This is a genomic window from Massilia rhizosphaerae, from assembly GCF_016093545.1.
GTDB lineage: Bacteria > Pseudomonadota > Gammaproteobacteria > Burkholderiales > Burkholderiaceae_D > Telluria > Telluria rhizosphaerae.
In genome coordinates, this window is the sequence record NZ_JADKYX010000004.1 from 302,384 (window position 1) to 320,090 (window position 17,707).

The window sequence follows — 17,707 nt, forward strand, 5'->3', positions numbered from 1 at the left end:
CGTCAAACATCAAAGCCGGCTTCCGTACGGGAACCGGCTTTCGTCGTTGGAGGCGGGAATCGGAGGCGGGGTGCTCAGACCGTGGCCAGCACCTGGCCGTCGCCGGAGGTGTCCGCTTCGGCCTTGTGCTTGGCGGCCTGCTTGGCGCGCGAGCGCGACGGCGGCAGACGGCGCAGCGTCTTGAGGGCTTCCGGATCCTTGATGCCGATGGTGCGCTGGTCGACCGTGATCAGGCCGATTTCATTGAAAGCGGACAAGGTACGGCTCACGGTCTCGAGCGTCAGGCCGAGATAGCTGCCGATCTCATGGCGCGTCATGCGCAGGTTGAACAACTTGCTGGAATAACCCATCGCGGCGAAGCGGTCCGCCAGCGAGATCAGGAAGCGGGCCACGCGGGCTTCCGCCGACAGGGCGCCCAGCATGCCGATCATGGCCTGTTCGCGCACCAGTTCGCGGCTCATCACGCCATACATCAGGTTCTCGAGCTCGGCGTGCACGCGGCCGAGGGCCGTCAGTTTCTTGAACGGGACCAGGATCAGGTCGCAGTCGGACAGGGCGACCGCTTCCGACGCGTAATGGCGCGTGTGGATGCCGTCGACGCCGAGCATGTCGCCCTTCATCGGGAAGCTGAGCACCTGTTCGTTGCCGAATTCGTCGATCAGCACGGTCTTCAGGAAACCGGAGTTGACGATGTACAGCGTGTCGAACGCCTGGCCGATGGTGTGCACGCGCTGCCCGGTCTTGAACTGGACGTGCTGGAACAACAGTTCTTCCGTGTTCATCGAGACGGCGGCCGGGATGTGGAGCAGGTCGCAGACCTCTTTCAAGTTCGACCAGAGACGGCCCTGGCGCTGGCGTCCGGCTTCCATCTGTGACGAGTGCAGGGTCGACGGCGAGGCGTTGCGTTGTTCTGAAGTTAGCGGGGACTGCATACTCATCTCCAGGTTTAGGATTTCAAAGAAGCAAGCTGCGGTCCGGTGATGCCGGTGCGGTGACGGAGCACGGGGCTGACAGGATACGGATATGGACCGCAGGCAAGTCGAAACGCTGAAGTCAGTATGCCAACACGAGTCCGGCATTAATATCAGCAACGGCTGAATGTGCAGTAGGAGGGAGCGTCAGACTGTAGGAATTTTCTTACTGCCAGTCCGGTCGTCAGAGGGGAATACGAATGAAGCAGGGGTAGGATTACGAGTGGAGACGACGCTGTGCCCGTTCAGGAAAATTCCCTGGCCGGGCACAAATCATGTCGTGAGAATGTCAAATTTGTTTCGTGGCCCGGTCAGGCTTTCATCGGCGCGAGCAGGCGATGCGCAACCGCATACTGGACCATTTCCGACAGGGAGGTCATGCCCATTTTCTGCATGATGCGGGTCTTGTGGGTACTGACCGTCTTCACGGACAGGTGCAGGTTGTTGGCGATCTCGGTGATCGATTTGCCGCCCACGAGGAGGGAGAAGACCTCGAATTCGCGATCCGAGAGTTGCTTGTGCAGCAGTTGTTCGTTCGGCGCCATGATGTTCAGCGCCAACTGTTCGGCCACCTCCGTGCTGATGTAGGGCCGGCCGGACGCCACCTTGCGGATCGCGCCGACGAGCTGGGTGCCCGCGCTTTCCTTGGTGAGGTAACCCTGGGCCCCGGCGCGGATGGCGCGCACGGCGTACTGCTCTTCCTCGTGCATCGTCAGGATCAGGATGGCGAGCTTGGGCGCTTCGCTGCGTACCTGGCGGATCAGGTCGACGCCGCTGCGGCCCGGCATGGACAGGTCCAGCAGCAGCAGGTCGAAGCCGCCCTGGCGCACCAGCGACAGCACTTCGAAGCCGTTGATGGCCTCCCCGACGATCTCGATGTCGAGCGCGCCGTCGAGGATACGCTTGAGACCTTCGCGCATGATCGTGTGGTCGTCGGCGATGACAATGCGAATCATAAGATGTCCCCAAGGGATCAATTGTAAAATGGAAGGTAAAAAGATATCACAGGGGCAACACTTCCGTTGCCTTTTTTTTGGACAATGCCTGCTGTCCGATGCGCGCGGGCGCGACTTCCGGTAAGGCGTTCAGGTGCCGGGCTCCCGGATCAGCCGGTGCACGAGCACGGGCTTGCTCGTATGCGACAGCACCTTGTTGGTAACGCTACCTAGCAGCAACTGCCCCCAGCCGCTGCGGCCATGCGAGCCCATGAAAATCAGGTCGCACTGTTGCTGTTCCGCCACGTCGACGATCTTGAGCGCCGGTGTGTCGGAAAAAGCCGTCATGCAAGCATGCCTGAGGCTGCAGCCCTCCGCCGAGCGCATGATCGATCCCATGTACTCTTCGCCCAGCCGTTGCATCTGGAGGGCGTATTCCTCCTCGCTGGGATACGCGGGTGGCACGATCTCGACATAGACCGGGTACTGGTACTCGGGTGCAACGAACAGGGCCAGCACCTCGGCGCCCATCTGTTGTGCGAATTTGACGCCGGCGCATGCGGTGTGCTGCGATACGGTGGAGCCGTCGGTGGTGATCAGAATCTTCTGGTACATGGTGAGCCCTCCCTCACGTCACGCTACCTTCTCATTGTAGTTCGCGTTTCACATCTTGGCAGAACGTAAATGCTTGATCTTGCTCAGTGATATGCTCAGCTATTCGCCGGCGGATACCGAATGTCATAAATTCACCGGCGATAAAAAAATACAACAGATACTTTGCGAAATTATTCAGAAATCGCTGTAAAAGATTGTCGCCAGGCCAAGATTACCCGCGAATCGACAACGCGGGCATTTCCGAAGATTTACCTACGGCAACCACACTGATACACTCGTCGGAAATTCTTACCGTCAGTGTAATGACGGTAGCCGTACCGCACACAGCAAAGATCATCGCGACACTTAAATTATGGAGAAGCAGGGACTATGACCGACGCCGCTGACGATTTCGACGCATTATTCGAGGAAGTGGCAGCGCAGCGTGCCAGCGCACCCGCAGCCGCTCCGACTCCCGCAGCAGCGCCCGAGCCCGCCGCCGGCGGCGACAGCGGCGATTCGGACGACCTGGAGGCCCTGTTCGACCAGGTCGCAGCCACCAACGCACCCGCTCCGGCCGTCGTGTCCGCGCCGGCCGCGCCGGCCGCGCCGGCCGCCAGCGTGCCGGCCCCGGCCGAGGAAGAGCACGAAAAAGGCATGTACGAGCGCCTGGGCGGCATCGTGCGCCTGTTGCACGACTCGCTGCGCGAGCTCGGCTACGACAAGGCGCTGACCGAGGCGTCGTCCCAGATCGTGGATGCGCAGGACCGCCTGGAATACGTCGCCACCCTGACCGAACAAGCCGCCAACAAGGTGCTGAACACGCTGGACGACGGTATGCCGGCCCAGGATCTGCTGTCCAAGCAGGCCAAGGACATGGAAAACCGCTGGGACGACCTGTTCGCCGGCAAGCTGTCGATCGAGCAGTTCAAGGCCCTGGCCGGCGATTCGAAGCAGTTCGCCCAGCTCGTGTCGGAAGCGACGGAAGCGGAAAAGGCGCGCCTGCTCGAGATCATGATGGCCCAGGACTTCCAGGACATCACCGGCCAGCTGATCAAGAAAGTGGTCGTGATCACCAAGACGGTCGAGAACGAGCTGACCCAGCTGCTCAAGGACAGCGCGCCGCCGGACGTCAAGGAAAAGCTGGCGCAGAAGCAGCAGGCCGCGCAGGAACAGCCGCAGCCGCTCATGCAGGGTCCGTCGGTGCCGTCCGCGGCGCTCGACCAGGACAGTGTCGATGATCTTCTTGCCGATCTGGGATTCTAATGGATGAAATGCTCAAGGATTTCGTCGTCGAGGCGATGGATCTTGCAGCGAATGTCGAAGAGCATCTGCTGCACCTCGAACGCGATCCCAACAACAAGGAAACGCTGAATGCGGTGTTCCGCTCGTTCCACACCATCAAGGGTGGCGCGGGTTTCATGGGGCTGCCGGCGCTCGTCGCCGCCTGCCACCTGACGGAAAACCTGTTCGACGCGCTGCGCACCGGCGCGGCCCCCGTCACGCCCGGCGCGATCGAAGCGTCGCTGCAGGCGTCCGGCTTCGTGGCCGACCAGCTGAGCGACCTGAACAACGGCGCCACGCCGGACCAGCTGCCGCAGATGCCGGCGGACCTCGAGCGCATGCTCAAGGACGCCATCGCCGGCAACGATGCCGCACCCGCGCCGAAGGCCGCGCCCGCGCCGGCAGCGGCTGCGCCGGCACCGGCCGCGGCGCCGGCGCCCGTCGTCGCAGCGGTTCCGGCCGCCGCGCCGGGCGCCGACGGTCTCGACTGGGAAGCGATGTTCATGGCGGTCGTCCCGGCGGGCACGTACACGCCGGCCGAGGCGTCGTCCGACGCACCGGCCGCGGCCGTCGAGGCGGCTGCCGTGGCCACTGCTGCGCCGCCACAGGCCGCGCCGCATGACGCTGCCGCGGCCGCGGGCGGCAAGCCGGGCTGGGACGGCGTCGAGCGCCGCACCGAGAACAAGCCGGCCAGCACCGGTCCCGCCAAGGACGAGAGCATCCGTATCGACGCGGTCAAGCTGGACGCGCTGCTGGAAGTGGCCGGCGAATCCGTGCAGGCCGCGAACCAGGCCGCCGTGCTGCTCGAGCGCCTGTCGCAGTTCAAGTTCGAAGGCCAGGCCGCCACGCTGATGGCCACCTTGACCGAGACGCTGGAACGCGCGTCGCGCTATTCGGCCGAGCTGCAGCGCGCCACGCTGGCGACCCGCATGCAGCCGGTCGGCCGCCTGTTCCAGAAGTTCCCGCGCCTCGTACGCGAGCTGGCGAAGGACCTGGGCAAGGACGTCGAGCTGACCATCGAAGGCGCCGAAACGGAAGTCGACCGCGTCGTCGTGGACAGCCTGTACGACCCGCTCGTGCACATGCTGCGCAACGCGCTGGACCACGGCGTCGAATCGCCGCAGGACCGCGTCGCCAATGGCAAGCCGGCCAAGGCGTTCATCCTGCTGAAGGCGTGGCAGGAAGCGAACAGCGTCATGATCGTGCTGCAGGACGACGGCCGCGGCATGGATCCGGCCAAGCTGCGCAAGAAGGCGATCGAGAAGGGCCTCATCTCCGACAACCAGGCATCGAGCGACGACGAGGCGTACCAGCTCGTGTTCCTGCCGGGCTTCTCGACCAAGGAAGTGGCGTCGTCGGTCTCGGGCCGCGGCGTGGGCATGGACGTGGTCAAGACGGCCGTCGAGAAGAACCGCGGCGCGATCCGCATCGACTCGAACCTGGGCCGTGGCACGAAGTTCTCGATCCGCCTGCCGATCGAACTGTCGATCGTGCCGACCATGCTCGTGTCGACGTCGGGCGCGCAGCTGGCGCTGCCGATGGCCGTCGTCGAGCGCGTCGTCGAGCTGCCGGAGACCTTCATGCAGGTCGGCGGCGCCCCGGTGCTGAAGGACCAGGGTCGTCCGCTGCCGGTGCGTTCGCTGGCGCTGTCGCTCGGCTACGAGGCCTGCACGGAACGCGTGGGCATCGTCATCAACGCCCCGCAGCCGTACATCATCGCGGTGGAAGCCGTCGACGGCACGGCCGATCTGGTGATCAAGCCGATGACGGCGCTGAGCGTCGAGGGCATCACCGGCACGGCGCGCTCGGCGGAAGGTTCGCTCGTGCTGGTCGTCGGCCTGTCGTTCCTGATGGACGGTTGCCGTTCCACCGTGAGACTGGCCGCGTAAAAGGCTTGCTGCATTTTTGCTACAAAGCTACGAAAAGCCTGCGCAGGAAATGCGCAGGCTTTTTTTATTTGTATGCCTGGATATCGGTCCGAACAAAATTTTCATATGGACGAGTTCATTGGAATAATTGTGCTCGAAGGACCTTGCTTCCGCATTGCACAAATATGGCATAATCAAAGACCATGCCCGCATGAAGCGGTCGTTTTAATGGATTTCGCACCTCATTATGTTAAAAACGCTCTACGACAAACTTTGGGATTCGCATGTCGTGCGTGCCGATGCCGATGGCACCACCGTGCTGTATATCGACCGTCACCTGGTCCACGAAGTCACCAGCCCGCAGGCGTTCGAAGGCCTGCGCGAAGCGCATCGTCCGCTATGGCGCACTTCGGCCAATCTTGCCGTAGCCGACCACAACGTGCCGACCACCGACCGCTCGCACGGTATCGCCGATCCCACCTCACGCCTGCAGGTCGAAACGCTGGACGGCAATGCGAAGGCCTTCGGCCTCACGTACTTCAACATGAACGACAAGCGCCAGGGCATCGTGCACGTGATCGGCCCGGAGCAGGGCGCGACCTTGCCGGGCATGACCGTCGTGTGCGGCGACTCGCACACGTCGACGCACGGCGCGTTCGGCGCGCTGGCGCACGGCATCGGCACGTCGGAAGTCGAGCACGTGCTGGCCACCCAGACGCTGCTGGCCAAGAAATCCAAGTCGATGCTGGTGCAGGTCGACGGCGAGCTGCCGCCGGGCGTCACCGCCAAGGACATCGTGCTGGCCGTGATCGGCAAGATCGGCACGGCGGGCGGCACGGGCTACGCCATCGAATTCGGCGGCTCGACGATCCGCGCGCTGTCGATGGAAGGCCGCATGACCGTCTGTAACATGGCGATCGAGGCGGGCGCGCGCGCCGGCATGGTCGCCGTCGACGACACGACGATCAACTACGTCAAGGGCCGTCCGTTCGCGCCCGCCGGCCCGCAGTGGGAACAGGCCGTCGCCTATTGGCGCACCCTGCACTCGGATCCGGGCGCGCAATTCGACCTCGTCGTGCAGTTGAATGCCGCGGAGATCCGCCCGCAGGTCACGTGGGGCACGTCACCCGAGCAGGTGACGACGATCGACGGCCGCGTGCCCGATCCGGACAAGGAAAAGGATCCGGTCAAGCGCGATGCGATGGAAAAGGCCCTGGTCTACATGGACCTGAAGCCGAACACCGCGATGGAAGACATCCGCATCGACAAGGTGTTCATCGGCTCCTGCACCAACTCGCGCATCGAAGACCTGCGCGCCGCCGCCGCCGTCGTGCGCGGCCGCCAGCGCGCGTCGAACGTGAAGCTGGCGATGGTGGTGCCGGGCTCCGGCCTCGTGAAGGAACAGGCGGAACGCGAAGGCCTGGATGCGATCTTCAAGGCCGCCGGCTTCGAATGGCGCGAGCCGGGCTGCTCGATGTGCCTGGCGATGAACGCCGACCGCCTGGATCCGGGCGAGCGCTGCGCGTCGACGTCGAACCGCAACTTCGAAGGCCGCCAGGGCCAGGGCGGCCGCACGCACCTGGTGTCGCCGGCGATGGCCGCGGCGGCCGGGATTGCCGGTCATTTCGTGGATGTTCGTAAAATCTGATAATTCGGGGTCAGAGCACGAATTTTTCAGGTGTGCTCTGACCCCGACTGACCATAACTGATATGAAAAAGATCATAGCTCTCGCACTCATCGCAATCGCTGCAGCAGGCTGCAACACCATCTCCGGCGTCGGCAAGGACGTGCAGAAGGTCGGCCAGGTCATCACGGGCGCCGGCGGTAAATAATCATGGATAAATTCATCGTACATGAAGGACTGGTGGTCCCGCTCGACCGGGCCAACGTCGACACCGACGCCATCATTCCGAAGCAGTTCCTCAAGTCGATCCGCCGCACCGGCTTCGGCCCCAACCTGTTCGACGAGTGGCGTTATCTCGACCACGGCGAGCCGGGCATGGACAACAGCAAGCGTCCGGTCAATCCCGACTTCGTGCTGAACGAGCCGCGCTACGCCGGCGCGTCGATCCTCCTGACCCGCAAGAACTTCGGCTGCGGCTCGTCGCGCGAGCACGCGCCGTGGGCCCTGCAGCAATACGGCTTCCGCGCCATCGTCGCGCCGAGCTTCGCCGACATCTTCTTCAACAACTGCTTCAAGGGCGGCCTGCTGCCGATCGTGCTGGACGAAGCCAAGGTCGACCAGCTGATGAATGAAGTGAAGGCGTTCCCCGGCTACAAGCTCGTCGTCGACCTCGAGAAGCAGACCGTGGGCACGCCGGACGGCCGCCTCGCGTTCGGCTTCGCCATCGACGACTTCCGCAAGTACTGCCTGCTGAACGGCCTGGACGACATCGGCCTCACGTTGCGCCACGCGGACGAGATCCGCGCCTTCGAAGAACGGCATTTAGCAGCACAACCCTGGCTCGCCAACACCATCTGAACGAGAACGAGAATGAAGATTGCAATCCTGCCGGGCGACGGCATCGGTCCCGAAATCACCGCGCAAGCCGTCAAGGTGCTGAACGCGCTGGGCGAATCGTTTGAACTTGAAAGCGCGGAGGTCGGCGGCGCCGGCTATGCCGCGCACGGGCATCCGCTGCCGCAAGGCACGCTGGCGCTGGCGAAAGCCGCCGACGCCGTGCTGCTGGGCGCCGTCGGCGATTTCAAATATGACTCGCTGGAGCGCTCGCTGCGTCCGGAGCAGGCCATCCTGGGATTGCGCCGCGAACTGGGCCTGTTCGCCAACCTGCGTCCCGCGATCCTGTATCCGGAACTGGCCGGCGCCTCCACCTTGAAGCCGGAAGTGGTCTCGGGCCTGGACATCCTGATCATCCGCGAGCTGACGGGCGACGTCTATTTCGGCAAGCCGCGCGGCGTGCGCGAATGCCCGGACGGTCCGTTCGCGGGCCAGCGCGAAGGCTTCGACACGATGCGCTATGCGGAAGGCGAGATCCGCCGCATCGCCCACGTCGCGTTCCAGGCCGCGCGCAAGCGCAACCGCCGCCTGACGAGCATCGACAAGGCCAACGTGCTGGAGACCTTCCAGTTCTGGCGCGACATCGTCACCGACGTGCACAAGGAATACCAGGACGTCGAGCTCGAACACATGTACATCGATAACGCCGCGATGCAGCTCGTGCGCGCGCCGAAGAAGTTCGACGTGCTCGTCACCGGCAACATGTTCGGCGACATCCTGTCGGACGAAGCGGCGATGCTGACCGGTTCGATCGGCATGCTGCCGTCGGCGTCGCTGGACGTCAACAACAAGGGCCTGTACGAACCGTCGCACGGTTCGGCGCCGGACATCGCGGGCAAGGGCATCGCCAATCCGCTGGCGACCATCCTGTCCGCCGCGATGATGCTGCGCTTCACGCTGGGCAAGGCCGAGCAGGCCGACCGCATCGAAAACGCGGTCAAGAAGGTGCTGGCCCAGGGCCTGCGCACGCCGGACATCTACGAAGAAGGCACGACGAAGGTCGGCACCGAGCAGATGGGTGAGGCGGTCGTCAACGCATTGGCTTGAGTTAGCGTTAGCTGTAGGGTGGGCACCTCGTGCCCACCAAATGCAAGCAATCAGGAATACGCCGACTGGGGCGGAATAACTTTAAGCGAGGGATCAAAATGAAATTAGTAGGTCTGGTTGGTTGGCGCGGCATGGTCGGTTCGGTCCTCATGCAGCGCATGCAGGACGAGGGCGATTTCGCCCACATCGAGCCGGTGTTCTTCACGACGTCGAATCCCGGCGGCGACGCCCCGAAGATGGCGAAAAACGAAACCAAGCTGAAAAGCGCAACCGACATTGCCGAACTGTCGAAATGCGAGATCATCATCTCGTGCCAGGGCGGCGACTACACGACCGAAGTGTTCCCGAAACTGCGCGCCAGCGGCTGGAACGGCTACTGGATCGACGCCGCGTCCACGCTGCGCATGGAGGACGACGCCGTCATCGTGCTCGACCCGGTCAACCTGAACGTCATCAAGGACGCCATGGTGCGCGGCGTGAAGAATTTCATCGGCGGTAACTGCACCGTGTCGTGCATGCTGATGGGCCTGGGCGGCCTGTTCAAGCACGACCTGGTCGACTGGATGACGTCGATGACGTACCAGGCCGCGTCCGGCGGCGGCGCCCAGCACATGCGCGAACTGCTCACGCAATTCGGCACGATCAACGCGTCCGTCAAGAACCTGCTGGACGATCCGGCATCGGCGATCCTGGAGATCGACCGCGGCGTGCTGGCCACCCAGCACGGTCTGTCGGCCGAGGAAACCAAGCAGTTCGGCGTGCCGCTGGCCGGCAACCTGATCCCCTGGATCGACAAGGACCTGGGCAACGGCCAGTCGAAGGAAGAGTGGAAGGGCGGCGCCGAGACCAACAAGATCCTCGGCCGCAACGCAGCCGGCAACAATGTGATCCCGGTCGACGGCCTGTGCGTCCGCATCGGCGCGATGCGCTGCCACTCGCAGGCGCTGACCATCAAGCTGAAGAAGGACGTGCCGCTGGACGAGATCAACGACATCATCGCGAACGACAACCAGTGGGTGAAATTCGTGCCGAACACGCGCGAAGCGTCGGTGCGCGACCTGACCCCGGCTGCCGTCACGGGCAGCCTGACGATCCCGGTCGGCCGCGTGCGCAAGATGTCGATGGGCCCGGAATACATCTCCGCGTTCACCGTCGGCGACCAGTTGCTGTGGGGCGCCGCCGAGCCGCTGCGCCGCATGTTGCGCATCGTCCTGGACAAGTGATGTAATCTGTCACCTGCGGGCGGAATGAAAAGGGCGGCCCGGGTCGCCCTTTTTCATTCCGCCGACCGCGACGGCTTATCCTCCGTACATGACGAATTGACACCGAACCATCCAAAAAACATCACAAGTCTGAATAGACCGTCTACATATCTCAGACTCGCTGAATGTTTCTCCCCGCAGAACTTGCATGCCACAGTGCATGATGATATGTTGCTGAGACCTCCGGGCATGGTCGCACGCCCCCGTCAACCCACTCCGCTTTCGAATCTATGCATGTCACTCACCGCTTTCCGATGAAGTCGTCCGCGTTGAAAAAGCTCACCGCGGCGGTCGCAAGTGCGCTGGTCCTGACGTCCGCGGCGCATGCGGCCGGCCTCGGCAAGCTCACGGTGTTGTCCGCGCTCGGCCAGCCGCTGCGCGCCGAGATCGAATTGACGGCGGTGTCCGGGGACGAATCGTCCGGACTCACGGCCAAGCTGGCGTCGCCGGATGCGTTCAAGGCCGCCAACATCGATTTCAATCCCGCCCTGCTGTCGCTGCGCTTCAACGTCGAGCAGCGCGGCGGGCGCCAGTTCATCCGCGTCAGCTCCACGCAGCCGCTGAACGAGCCGTTCGTCGACATGCTGCTGGAACTGTCGTGGAACAACGGCCGCCTCGTGCGCGAATACACGTTCCTGCTCGACCCGGCCGAACTGCGCGCGACGCAGTCGGCCCAGGTCGCGGCCGGCGAGGCGCGGCCCGCACCGCGCCCGCAAGCCGCGGCGCCGGCACCCGCGCAGCCGCGCCCCGGTGAGGCGCCGCGCGCCGCGCCCGCACCGCGCGGCCGCGTGCATCCCGCCACGGAAGGCGAGGGTGCGCAGACCGCCGCCGCGCCGTCGACATACCACGTCAAGCCGGGCGACAGCCTGGGCCGCATCGCGACCCAGCTCAAGCCCGTCGACGTCTCGCTCGACATGATGCTCGTCGCGCTGTACCGCGCGAACCCCGAGGCCTTCATCGACAAGAACATGAACCGCCTCAAGTCGGGCCGCATCCTGCGCGTGCCGTCGGCCGACGTCGTGCGCGCCACCGACGACGCCGAGGCGCATGGCGTCGTCGTCGCCCACGCGGCCGACTTCAACGCCTACCGCAACAAGCTGGCGGGCCAGGTGGGCGCGTCCGAGCCCGTCAAGACCCCGCAGGCGGGGCAGAGCGCGGCCGGCAAGATCACGGCCAAGGTCGAGGAACGCCCGACTGCCGCCAACGAATCCGTGGACAAGCTGCGCCTGTCGAAGGCCGCGCCGCAGGCGCCCGCCGGCAAGGGCGCGACGATGAGCGCCGAGGACCGCATCGCCAAGGAAAAGGAATTGGCCGATGCGCAGTCGCGCGTGCGCGAGCTCGAACGCAATGTGAACGACCTCGAGAAGCTGGCCACGATCAAGAACAAGGCCGGCGCCGAAGCGGAAAAGAACGCGTCGACGCCGTCCGCCGCGCCCGCGAAACCGCCGGTCGCGGCCGCGCCGCATGCGCAGCCGGCGCCGAAGAAGCTGCCGACCATCAAACCCGCGGCCAAGCCCGCCGCTCCGCCGGAACCGGGCCTGATGGACTTCATCATGAACAACCTGGCGCTGGTCGGCGGCGGCGCGGCCGCGCTGCTGCTGGGCGGCCTGCTCGTCGCCCAGCGCCGCAAGCAGAAGACCGTCAAGCCGGTGGTGGAGCCGTCGATCCTCGGCGTGCCGACCGAGCCGGCGCACTCGATGTTCGCCGAGACGGGCGGGCAGAGCGTCGACACGAACAACAGCGTCTTCAATTCCAGCTTCGCGCCGTCGGCCAGCCAGCTCGACACGAACGAAGTGGATCCGGTGGCGGAAGCCGACGTCTACATCGCCTACGGCCGCGACGCCCAGGCCGAGGAAATCCTCAAGGAAGCCCTGCGCACGCATCCGGAACGCTATCCGGTGCGCCTGAAGCTGCTCGAGATCTATGCCGCCCGCAAGGACCAGCGCGCGTTCGAGGCGCAGGCCACGGAGCTCTACGCGATGACGCGCGGCCAGGGCGACGAGTGGGCGCAGGCCGCCGCGCTGGGCCTGTCCATCGACGCGCACAACCCGCTGTACGCGCACACCGCCGCGCCCACCGGCCCGGCGCCGAGCACCGAGGAGCTGGGCCAGCAGGCGTTGCTGTCGAAGGAACTGGACGACGTCTTCGGCGCGCCCGTCGCGGAGGCGCACCTCGCGGAGGCGCACCTCGCGGACACCCATGTCGCCGAGGAGCCGATCGATTTCAGCCAGCATTTCGCCGACGCGATGGCGACGGCCCAGCCGGCACCGGCGCCGGTGACGAATGCGCCGTCGACCGAGCCGGCGCCTGTCGAGGACGACCACGTGCTCGACTTCGACCTGGGCGGCCTGGCGTTCGAGCCGGTGGAGCCGGCGGCCGCGCCGCAGGCCGCACCGCAGGCCGCGCAGCCGGTCGCCGCCGCGGACGACGTGCCCGACCTGGAATTCGACATGAGCGCGTTCGAGGCGCCGACGGCCGCCCCGGCGCCGGTCGAACCGCTGGCCGCGCCGGCCGCCGAGCCGGAGAAGGCGGAGCACGACCCGCTCGACTTCGCGTTCGACATGGATTTCGCCGCCCCGGCCGCGAATCCGGTGCCGCAGCTGGAAGAGCACACGGAAGACGATCTGCTGGCTCCGGCCGCAGCCCCGGCCGAGGCAACGGCCGCCGCCGCCGACATCGAGATGGCCAACCTGGCGCGCGAATTCGACCTGCCCGACCTGCCGACGGAGCTGCAGGCCAGCCTGCCGCCCGAGCCGGAACCGCAGGCCGCGGCCGCCGAGCGCGATCCGATGTTCGATCTCGACGCGATGGATTTCGACATGGCGGAGACGCCGGCCGCGCCAAGCCCGGCCTCGATCCCGCCGGCCGCGCTGGACGAGCACCTGTTCGACATTCCGGCCACGCCGGCCCCGGCCGACGCGGCGTTCGCCGAGCCTGACCGGGTCACGCCTGACCGCATCGTGCTGGAACCGGCGGCGCCGCAGTTCGACATGGGCGGCTTCGACCTCGACCTGCCGGCCGACGGTTCGCTGCCGCTGCCGGAAGTGCAGGCGCTGTCCGAGCCGGCCTTCGCCGCGCCGGCCGAACCGGCCGAACCGGCCGCGCTGTCGGCGGCCCACATGGAGATGGAGACGAAGCTCGACCTGGCCATCGCCTACCAGGAAATCGGCGACAAGGAAGGGGCGCGTGAGCTGCTCGACGAAGTCATCCGCGGTGGCAACCCCGAGCAGGCGGCGCGCGCCAACTCGATGCGCGCGGCGCTGGCGTGAGGTAACGGGTCTTTGGCACGCATCGCTTTGGGTGTCCAGTACGTGGGCACCGCCTGGAACGGGTATCAGAAACAGCCATCGCGCGACACGGTCCAGGATCAGCTGGAAATCGCGCTCGAAAAATTCGCCTGCACGCCGCTCGCGACGACGTGCGCCGGCCGCACCGACGCCGGCGTGCACGCCATCGAGCAGGTCGTCCATTTCGACACGGACCTCGAGCGCGCGCCGCAATCGTGGGTGCGCGGCACCAACGCCTTCCTGCCCGAATCGATCGTCGTGCGCTGGGCCCACGTGGTCGCGCCGGACGCGGAAGGGCAGGACTTCCACGCGCGCTTTTCGGCCCGCTCGCGCACTTATCACTATGTGCTGTACAACCACGCCAACCCGTCCGCGCTGCTGGCCGGCCGCGCCGGCTGGGTGTTCCGCCCGCTCGACGTGGACCGCATGCGCAAAGCAGCCGCCCACCTGATCGGCACGCACGACTTCACGAGCTTCCGCGCGTCCGGCTGCCAGGCGAATTCGCCCGTCAAGCAGATGCACGAGATCGGGATCGAGCGCAACGGCGACGTGATCGTGTTCACGGTGCGCGCGTCCGCGTTCCTGCATCACATGGTGCGCAACATCGTCGGCTCGCTGATCTACGTGGGGACGGGGCGCAACGAGCCGGGCTGGATGGCCGAGGTGCTCGACGCGCGCTCGCGCGACGCCGCCGCGCCCACCTTCATGCCGGATGGGCTGTACCTTGCTACAATCGACTACGATCCGAAGTGGGGCTTGCCGCAGGAGCCGGTGGCCGCGCCTTGGCTATAGGAGTTAGCCTAGGGGTCAGAGCCCGAATTTGTTTTTGGGGGCTCTGACCCCGGTGTTCTGCCGCGACGTCTCCATAATTCGAAACCCAACAACCCAACAATTGGCTGAGCAACGGCTGGCGACTTCGGGGTCAGAGCCCCTGGAGAACCAAAATCGGGCTCTGACCCCTCGATAACCCCTCGATATGCCCCGTACCCGAATCAAGATCTGCGGCATCACCCGCACTGAAGACCTGCACGCCGCCGTCGCCGCCGGCGCCGACGCCCTCGGTTTCGTGTTCTACGCAAAGAGTCCCCGTTACGTCACCGCCAAGCGCTATGCGAACCTCGCGCGGGAACTGCCCCCGTTCGTGAACGCCGTCGCGTTGTTCGTCAACGCGACCGTGGACGAGGTCCGCGCCGTCGTCGCGGCCGGGCCGGTCGCGCTGCTGCAATTCCATGGCGACGAGTCGCCCGACCAGTGCGCGGCGCTGGCGGACGCCGTGCAACGCCCGTTCGTGCGGGCGTTCCGGGTAAAACCCGACACGACCGCCGCCGATTTGCTAGAATCGGAAGCTCAATACCGCGCCGCGTCGCCGTGGTTCTCGGGCCTCCTGCTCGACACCTACGTGGATGCCTATGGCGGCGCAGGAAAGGTTTTCGATTGGTCTCTTATTCCAAAAGAGCTCGCGCCTCGGGTCGTTTTGAGTGGTGGCTTGAGCGTACACAACGTGACTGGCGCGGTGGCGCAGGTACGTCCCTTCGCGGTCGACATCAGTAGCGGTGTCGAGGCGGCGAAGGGGATCAAGGATGCCCGCAAGATCGCCGCGTTCGTCGACGCGGTGCGGGCCGGCGATGCCACACTCGAAAGCCAGACACACCATGAAAGCCAATCAAGTTAACGGCGCCCAGGCGCTGTTCAAGACCCCCGACTACCACCTGCCGGACGCCACCGGCCACTTCGGCCCCTACGGCGGCTCGTTCGTCGCCGAGACGCTCAGCCACGCGCTGGCCGAGCTGAACGAAGCGTACGCCCGCTACAGCCAGGATCCCGAGTTCCTCGAAGAATTCCGCTACGAGCTGGCGCACTTCGTCGGCCGCCCGTCGCCCGTCTACCACGCCAAGCGCTGGTCGCAGCAGGGCGGCGGCGCGCAGATCTACTTCAAGCGCGAAGACCTGAACCACACGGGCGCCCACAAGATCAACAACGTGATCGGCCAGGCGCTGCTGGCCAGGCGCATGGGCAAGCCGCGCATCATCGCCGAGACGGGCGCCGGCCAGCACGGCGTCGCGACGGCCACGATCTGCGCCCGCTTCGGCCTCGAATGCGTGATCTACATGGGGAGCGAGGACGTCAAGCGCCAGGCGCAGAACGTCTACCGCATGAAACTGCTGGGCGCGACCGTCGTGCCGGTGGAATCGGGTTCGAAGACCTTGAAGGACGCGCTGAACGAAGCGATGCGCGACTGGGTCACGAACATCGAGAACACGTTCTACATCATCGGCACGGTCGCCGGTCCGCACCCGTATCCGATGATGGTGCGCGACTTCCAGTCCGTGATCGGCGAGGAATGCCGCGTGCAGATGCCGCAGATGACGGGCCGCCAGCCGGACTACGTCGTCGCCTGCATCGGCGGCGGCTCGAACGCGATGGGCATCTTCTATCCGTACATCGACGAGCCGGGCGTGAAGCTGGTGGGCGTCGAGGCGGCGGGCGAGGGCCTGGACTCCGGCAAGCACGCGGCTTCCTTGAGCGCCGGCCTGCCCGGCGTCCTGCACGGCAACCGCACCTACCTGCTGCAGGACGAGCACGGCCAGATCATCGAGACGCATTCCGTGTCGGCCGGCCTGGACTACCCGGGCGTCGGGCCGGAACACGCGTGGCTGAAGGACAGCCAGCGCGCGCAGTACGTGTCGATCACGGACGACGAGGCGCTGGCCGCCTTCCACGACTGCTGCCGCATCGAAGGCATCATCCCGGCGCTGGAATCGTCGCACGCGATCGCCTACGCGGCCAAGCTGGCGCCGACCTTGCCGGCCGACCAGATCATCCTGGTGAACCTGTCGGGCCGCGGCGACAAGGACATGCACACGGTGGCGCAACGGGCGGGACTCAACTTCGGCTGAGCCCCCATCCATCGTTCGCAACCACATTCAAGGAAAACAGCATGTCCCGTATCGCACACACCTTCGCCGCCCTGAAAGAGCAGGGCAAGACCGGTCTCGTCACCTTCATCACGGCCGGCGACCCGGCCCCGGAGCTGACCGTCCCGCTGCTGCACGCCCTCGTGGAAGGCGGCGCCGACGTCCTCGAGCTGGGCGTTCCGTTCTCCGACCCGATGGCGGAAGGACCCGTCATCCAGCGCGCCTGCGAGCGCGCCCTCACGTTCGGCGTCAGCATGACCGACGTGTTCGCCCAGGTCGCGGAATTCCGCAAGACGAATCAGCATACCCCGGTCGTGCTGATGGGTTACGCGAACCCCATCGAGCGCATGGGCCAGAGCGAATTCGTCCGCCGCGCCAGGGCCGCCGGTGCCGACGGCGCCATCGTCGTCGACTACCCGCCGGAAGAATGCGAGGCGTTCGCCGCCGAGATGAAGGCCGCCGACCTCGACCTGATCTTCCTGCTCGCCCCGACGTCGACCACGGAACGCGTGAAGCAGGTCGCGCGCTACGGCAGCGGCTTCTCGTACTACGTGTCGCTGAAGGGCGTGACGGGCGCGGGCGGCATCGACACGGCCGACGTGGCCAAGCGCGTGGCCGCGATCCGCGAGCACGTCAAGCTGCCGATCGGCGTGGGTTTCGGCATCCGCGACGCGCAGACGGCGAAATCGGTGGCGGCGGTGGCGGACGCTGTCGTCATCGGCAGCCGCATCATCCAGGAACTGGAAAACACGCCGAAGGAACAAGGCCCGGCGGCCGTGCGCGCCTTCGTCGCCGGCATCCGCGCCGCCCTGGACGCCTGAAATTCGGGGTCAGAGCATAAACTCGGGGTCAGAGCACTTTTTCGAGCAGTTGATTAGCGGATGCGCTTGATCCATCGGCCAGAGGACGTATAGCTGCGCTGTTGCGGAATCAATTGATCGACGGCGAATTTCGCGCCTTCGGAAAAATGTGCTCTGACCCCGAATCTGCATAAAAAAATGCTCGGACCCCGAATTGATATTGAT

15 protein-coding genes are annotated in these 17,707 nt (G+C 65.5%); 12 read left to right on the top strand and 3 right to left on the bottom strand.

Translation table 11 applies throughout. The annotated features are described in order from the left end of the window. Positions 1-74: 74 nt before the first annotated feature. The 3 genes from ISF28_RS09080 to ISF28_RS09090 all read right to left on the bottom strand — a co-directional run bounded on the left by ISF28_RS09080 (position 75) and on the right by ISF28_RS09090 (position 2,521). A complete protein-coding gene (locus ISF28_RS09080) occupies positions 75-869 on the bottom strand; it encodes a Crp/Fnr family transcriptional regulator (protein WP_198116991.1) in 795 nt (264 codons plus the stop codon). 413 nt (positions 870-1,282) lie between these two features. Beyond that, entirely contained in the window at positions 1,283-1,927 is a 645-nt protein-coding gene (locus tag ISF28_RS09085; RefSeq protein ID WP_036232923.1) for a response regulator, read from the bottom strand. A 129-nt stretch (positions 1,928-2,056) separates the two neighbouring features. Continuing rightward, the gene (locus ISF28_RS09090; protein WP_198116838.1) at positions 2,057-2,521 is read right to left on the bottom strand and encodes a universal stress protein; all 465 of its coding nucleotides are present in this window, start codon (positions 2,519-2,521) and stop codon (positions 2,057-2,059) included. Between the two features lie 369 nt (positions 2,522-2,890). On the opposite strand from ISF28_RS09090, the gene ISF28_RS09095 reads away from it, so the two are divergent. From ISF28_RS09095 to trpA, 12 genes are all read left to right on the top strand, one after another. Then, the gene (locus ISF28_RS09095; protein WP_198116839.1) at positions 2,891-3,766 is read left to right on the top strand and encodes a protein phosphatase CheZ; all 876 of its coding nucleotides are present in this window, start codon (positions 2,891-2,893) and stop codon (positions 3,764-3,766) included. Then, the gene (locus ISF28_RS09100) at positions 3,766-5,673 is read left to right on the top strand and encodes a chemotaxis protein CheA (protein ID WP_198116840.1); all 1,908 of its coding nucleotides are present in this window, start codon (positions 3,766-3,768) and stop codon (positions 5,671-5,673) included. The genes ISF28_RS09095 and ISF28_RS09100 overlap by 1 nt, the downstream gene beginning before the upstream one ends. A 226-nt stretch (positions 5,674-5,899) precedes the next feature. After that, positions 5,900-7,300, top strand: coding sequence for a 3-isopropylmalate dehydratase large subunit (leuC, locus tag ISF28_RS09105; RefSeq protein WP_198116841.1), 1,401 nt, complete (start codon positions 5,900-5,902; stop codon positions 7,298-7,300). Positions 7,301-7,362: 62 nt separating this feature from the next. After that, the gene (locus tag ISF28_RS09110) at positions 7,363-7,485 is read left to right on the top strand and encodes an entericidin A/B family lipoprotein (protein ID WP_082577193.1); all 123 of its coding nucleotides are present in this window, start codon (positions 7,363-7,365) and stop codon (positions 7,483-7,485) included. A 2-nt stretch (positions 7,486-7,487) separates the two neighbouring features. Further along, positions 7,488-8,135, top strand: a complete 648-nt coding sequence (gene leuD / locus ISF28_RS09115; protein WP_198116842.1) for a 3-isopropylmalate dehydratase small subunit — start codon at positions 7,488-7,490, stop codon at positions 8,133-8,135. Between the two features lie 12 nt (positions 8,136-8,147). Further along, positions 8,148-9,218 carry a 3-isopropylmalate dehydrogenase gene (gene leuB / locus ISF28_RS09120; RefSeq protein WP_198116843.1) on the top strand — a complete coding sequence of 357 codons (1,071 nt, stop codon included), beginning with the start codon at positions 8,148-8,150 and terminating at the stop codon, positions 9,216-9,218. A 98-nt stretch (positions 9,219-9,316) separates the two neighbouring features. Next, the gene (asd, locus tag ISF28_RS09125) at positions 9,317-10,441 is read left to right on the top strand and encodes an aspartate-semialdehyde dehydrogenase (protein ID WP_198116844.1); all 1,125 of its coding nucleotides are present in this window, start codon (positions 9,317-9,319) and stop codon (positions 10,439-10,441) included. 269 nt (positions 10,442-10,710) lie between these two features. Next, positions 10,711-13,749 carry a motility hub landmark protein FimV gene (locus ISF28_RS09130; RefSeq protein ID WP_198116845.1) on the top strand — a complete coding sequence of 1,013 codons (3,039 nt, stop codon included), beginning with the start codon at positions 10,711-10,713 and terminating at the stop codon, positions 13,747-13,749. Between the two features lie 12 nt (positions 13,750-13,761). After that, positions 13,762-14,559 carry a tRNA pseudouridine(38-40) synthase TruA gene (gene truA, locus ISF28_RS09135; RefSeq protein ID WP_198116846.1) on the top strand — a complete coding sequence of 266 codons (798 nt, stop codon included), beginning with the start codon at positions 13,762-13,764 and terminating at the stop codon, positions 14,557-14,559. Positions 14,560-14,743: 184 nt separating this feature from the next. Continuing rightward, positions 14,744-15,439 carry a phosphoribosylanthranilate isomerase gene (locus ISF28_RS09140; protein ID WP_198116847.1) on the top strand — a complete coding sequence of 232 codons (696 nt, stop codon included), beginning with the start codon at positions 14,744-14,746 and terminating at the stop codon, positions 15,437-15,439. Continuing rightward, the gene (gene trpB, locus ISF28_RS09145) at positions 15,420-16,664 is read left to right on the top strand and encodes a tryptophan synthase subunit beta (protein ID WP_198116848.1); all 1,245 of its coding nucleotides are present in this window, start codon (positions 15,420-15,422) and stop codon (positions 16,662-16,664) included. Before ISF28_RS09140 ends, trpB begins: the two co-directional genes overlap by 20 nt. Before the next feature lie 41 nt (positions 16,665-16,705). Further along, positions 16,706-17,503, top strand: coding sequence for a tryptophan synthase subunit alpha (gene trpA, locus ISF28_RS09150; RefSeq protein WP_198116849.1), 798 nt, complete (start codon positions 16,706-16,708; stop codon positions 17,501-17,503). Positions 17,504-17,707: the final 204 nt, after the last annotated feature.

Excerpts from the sequence above, each read along its gene's own strand:
- ISF28_RS09090 (WP_198116838.1), bottom strand. The coding sequence starts at position 2,521 with ATGTACCAGAAGATTCTGATCACCACCGACGGCTCCACCGTATCGCAG.
- leuB (WP_198116843.1), top strand. The coding sequence starts at position 8,148 with ATGAAGATTGCAATCCTGCCGGGCGACGGCATCGGTCCCGAAATCACC.
- asd (WP_198116844.1), top strand. The coding sequence starts at position 9,317 with ATGAAATTAGTAGGTCTGGTTGGTTGGCGCGGCATGGTCGGTTCGGTC.
- ISF28_RS09140 (WP_198116847.1), top strand. The coding sequence starts at position 14,744 with ATGCCCCGTACCCGAATCAAGATCTGCGGCATCACCCGCACTGAAGAC.
- trpA (WP_198116849.1), top strand. The coding sequence starts at position 16,706 with ATGTCCCGTATCGCACACACCTTCGCCGCCCTGAAAGAGCAGGGCAAG.
- leuC (WP_198116841.1), top strand. The coding sequence starts at position 5,900 with ATGTTAAAAACGCTCTACGACAAACTTTGGGATTCGCATGTCGTGCGT.
- ISF28_RS09085 (WP_036232923.1), bottom strand. The coding sequence starts at position 1,927 with ATGATTCGCATTGTCATCGCCGACGACCACACGATCATGCGCGAAGGT.
- trpB (WP_198116848.1), top strand. The coding sequence starts at position 15,420 with ATGAAAGCCAATCAAGTTAACGGCGCCCAGGCGCTGTTCAAGACCCCC.
- ISF28_RS09130 (WP_198116845.1), top strand. The coding sequence starts at position 10,711 with ATGCATGTCACTCACCGCTTTCCGATGAAGTCGTCCGCGTTGAAAAAG.
- ISF28_RS09110 (WP_082577193.1), top strand. The coding sequence starts at position 7,363 with ATGAAAAAGATCATAGCTCTCGCACTCATCGCAATCGCTGCAGCAGGC.
- ISF28_RS09080 (WP_198116991.1), bottom strand. The coding sequence starts at position 869 with ATGGAAGCCGGACGCCAGCGCCAGGGCCGTCTCTGGTCGAACTTGAAA.
- leuD (WP_198116842.1), top strand. The coding sequence starts at position 7,488 with ATGGATAAATTCATCGTACATGAAGGACTGGTGGTCCCGCTCGACCGG.
- ISF28_RS09100 (WP_198116840.1), top strand. The coding sequence starts at position 3,766 with ATGGATGAAATGCTCAAGGATTTCGTCGTCGAGGCGATGGATCTTGCA.
- ISF28_RS09095 (WP_198116839.1), top strand. The coding sequence starts at position 2,891 with ATGACCGACGCCGCTGACGATTTCGACGCATTATTCGAGGAAGTGGCA.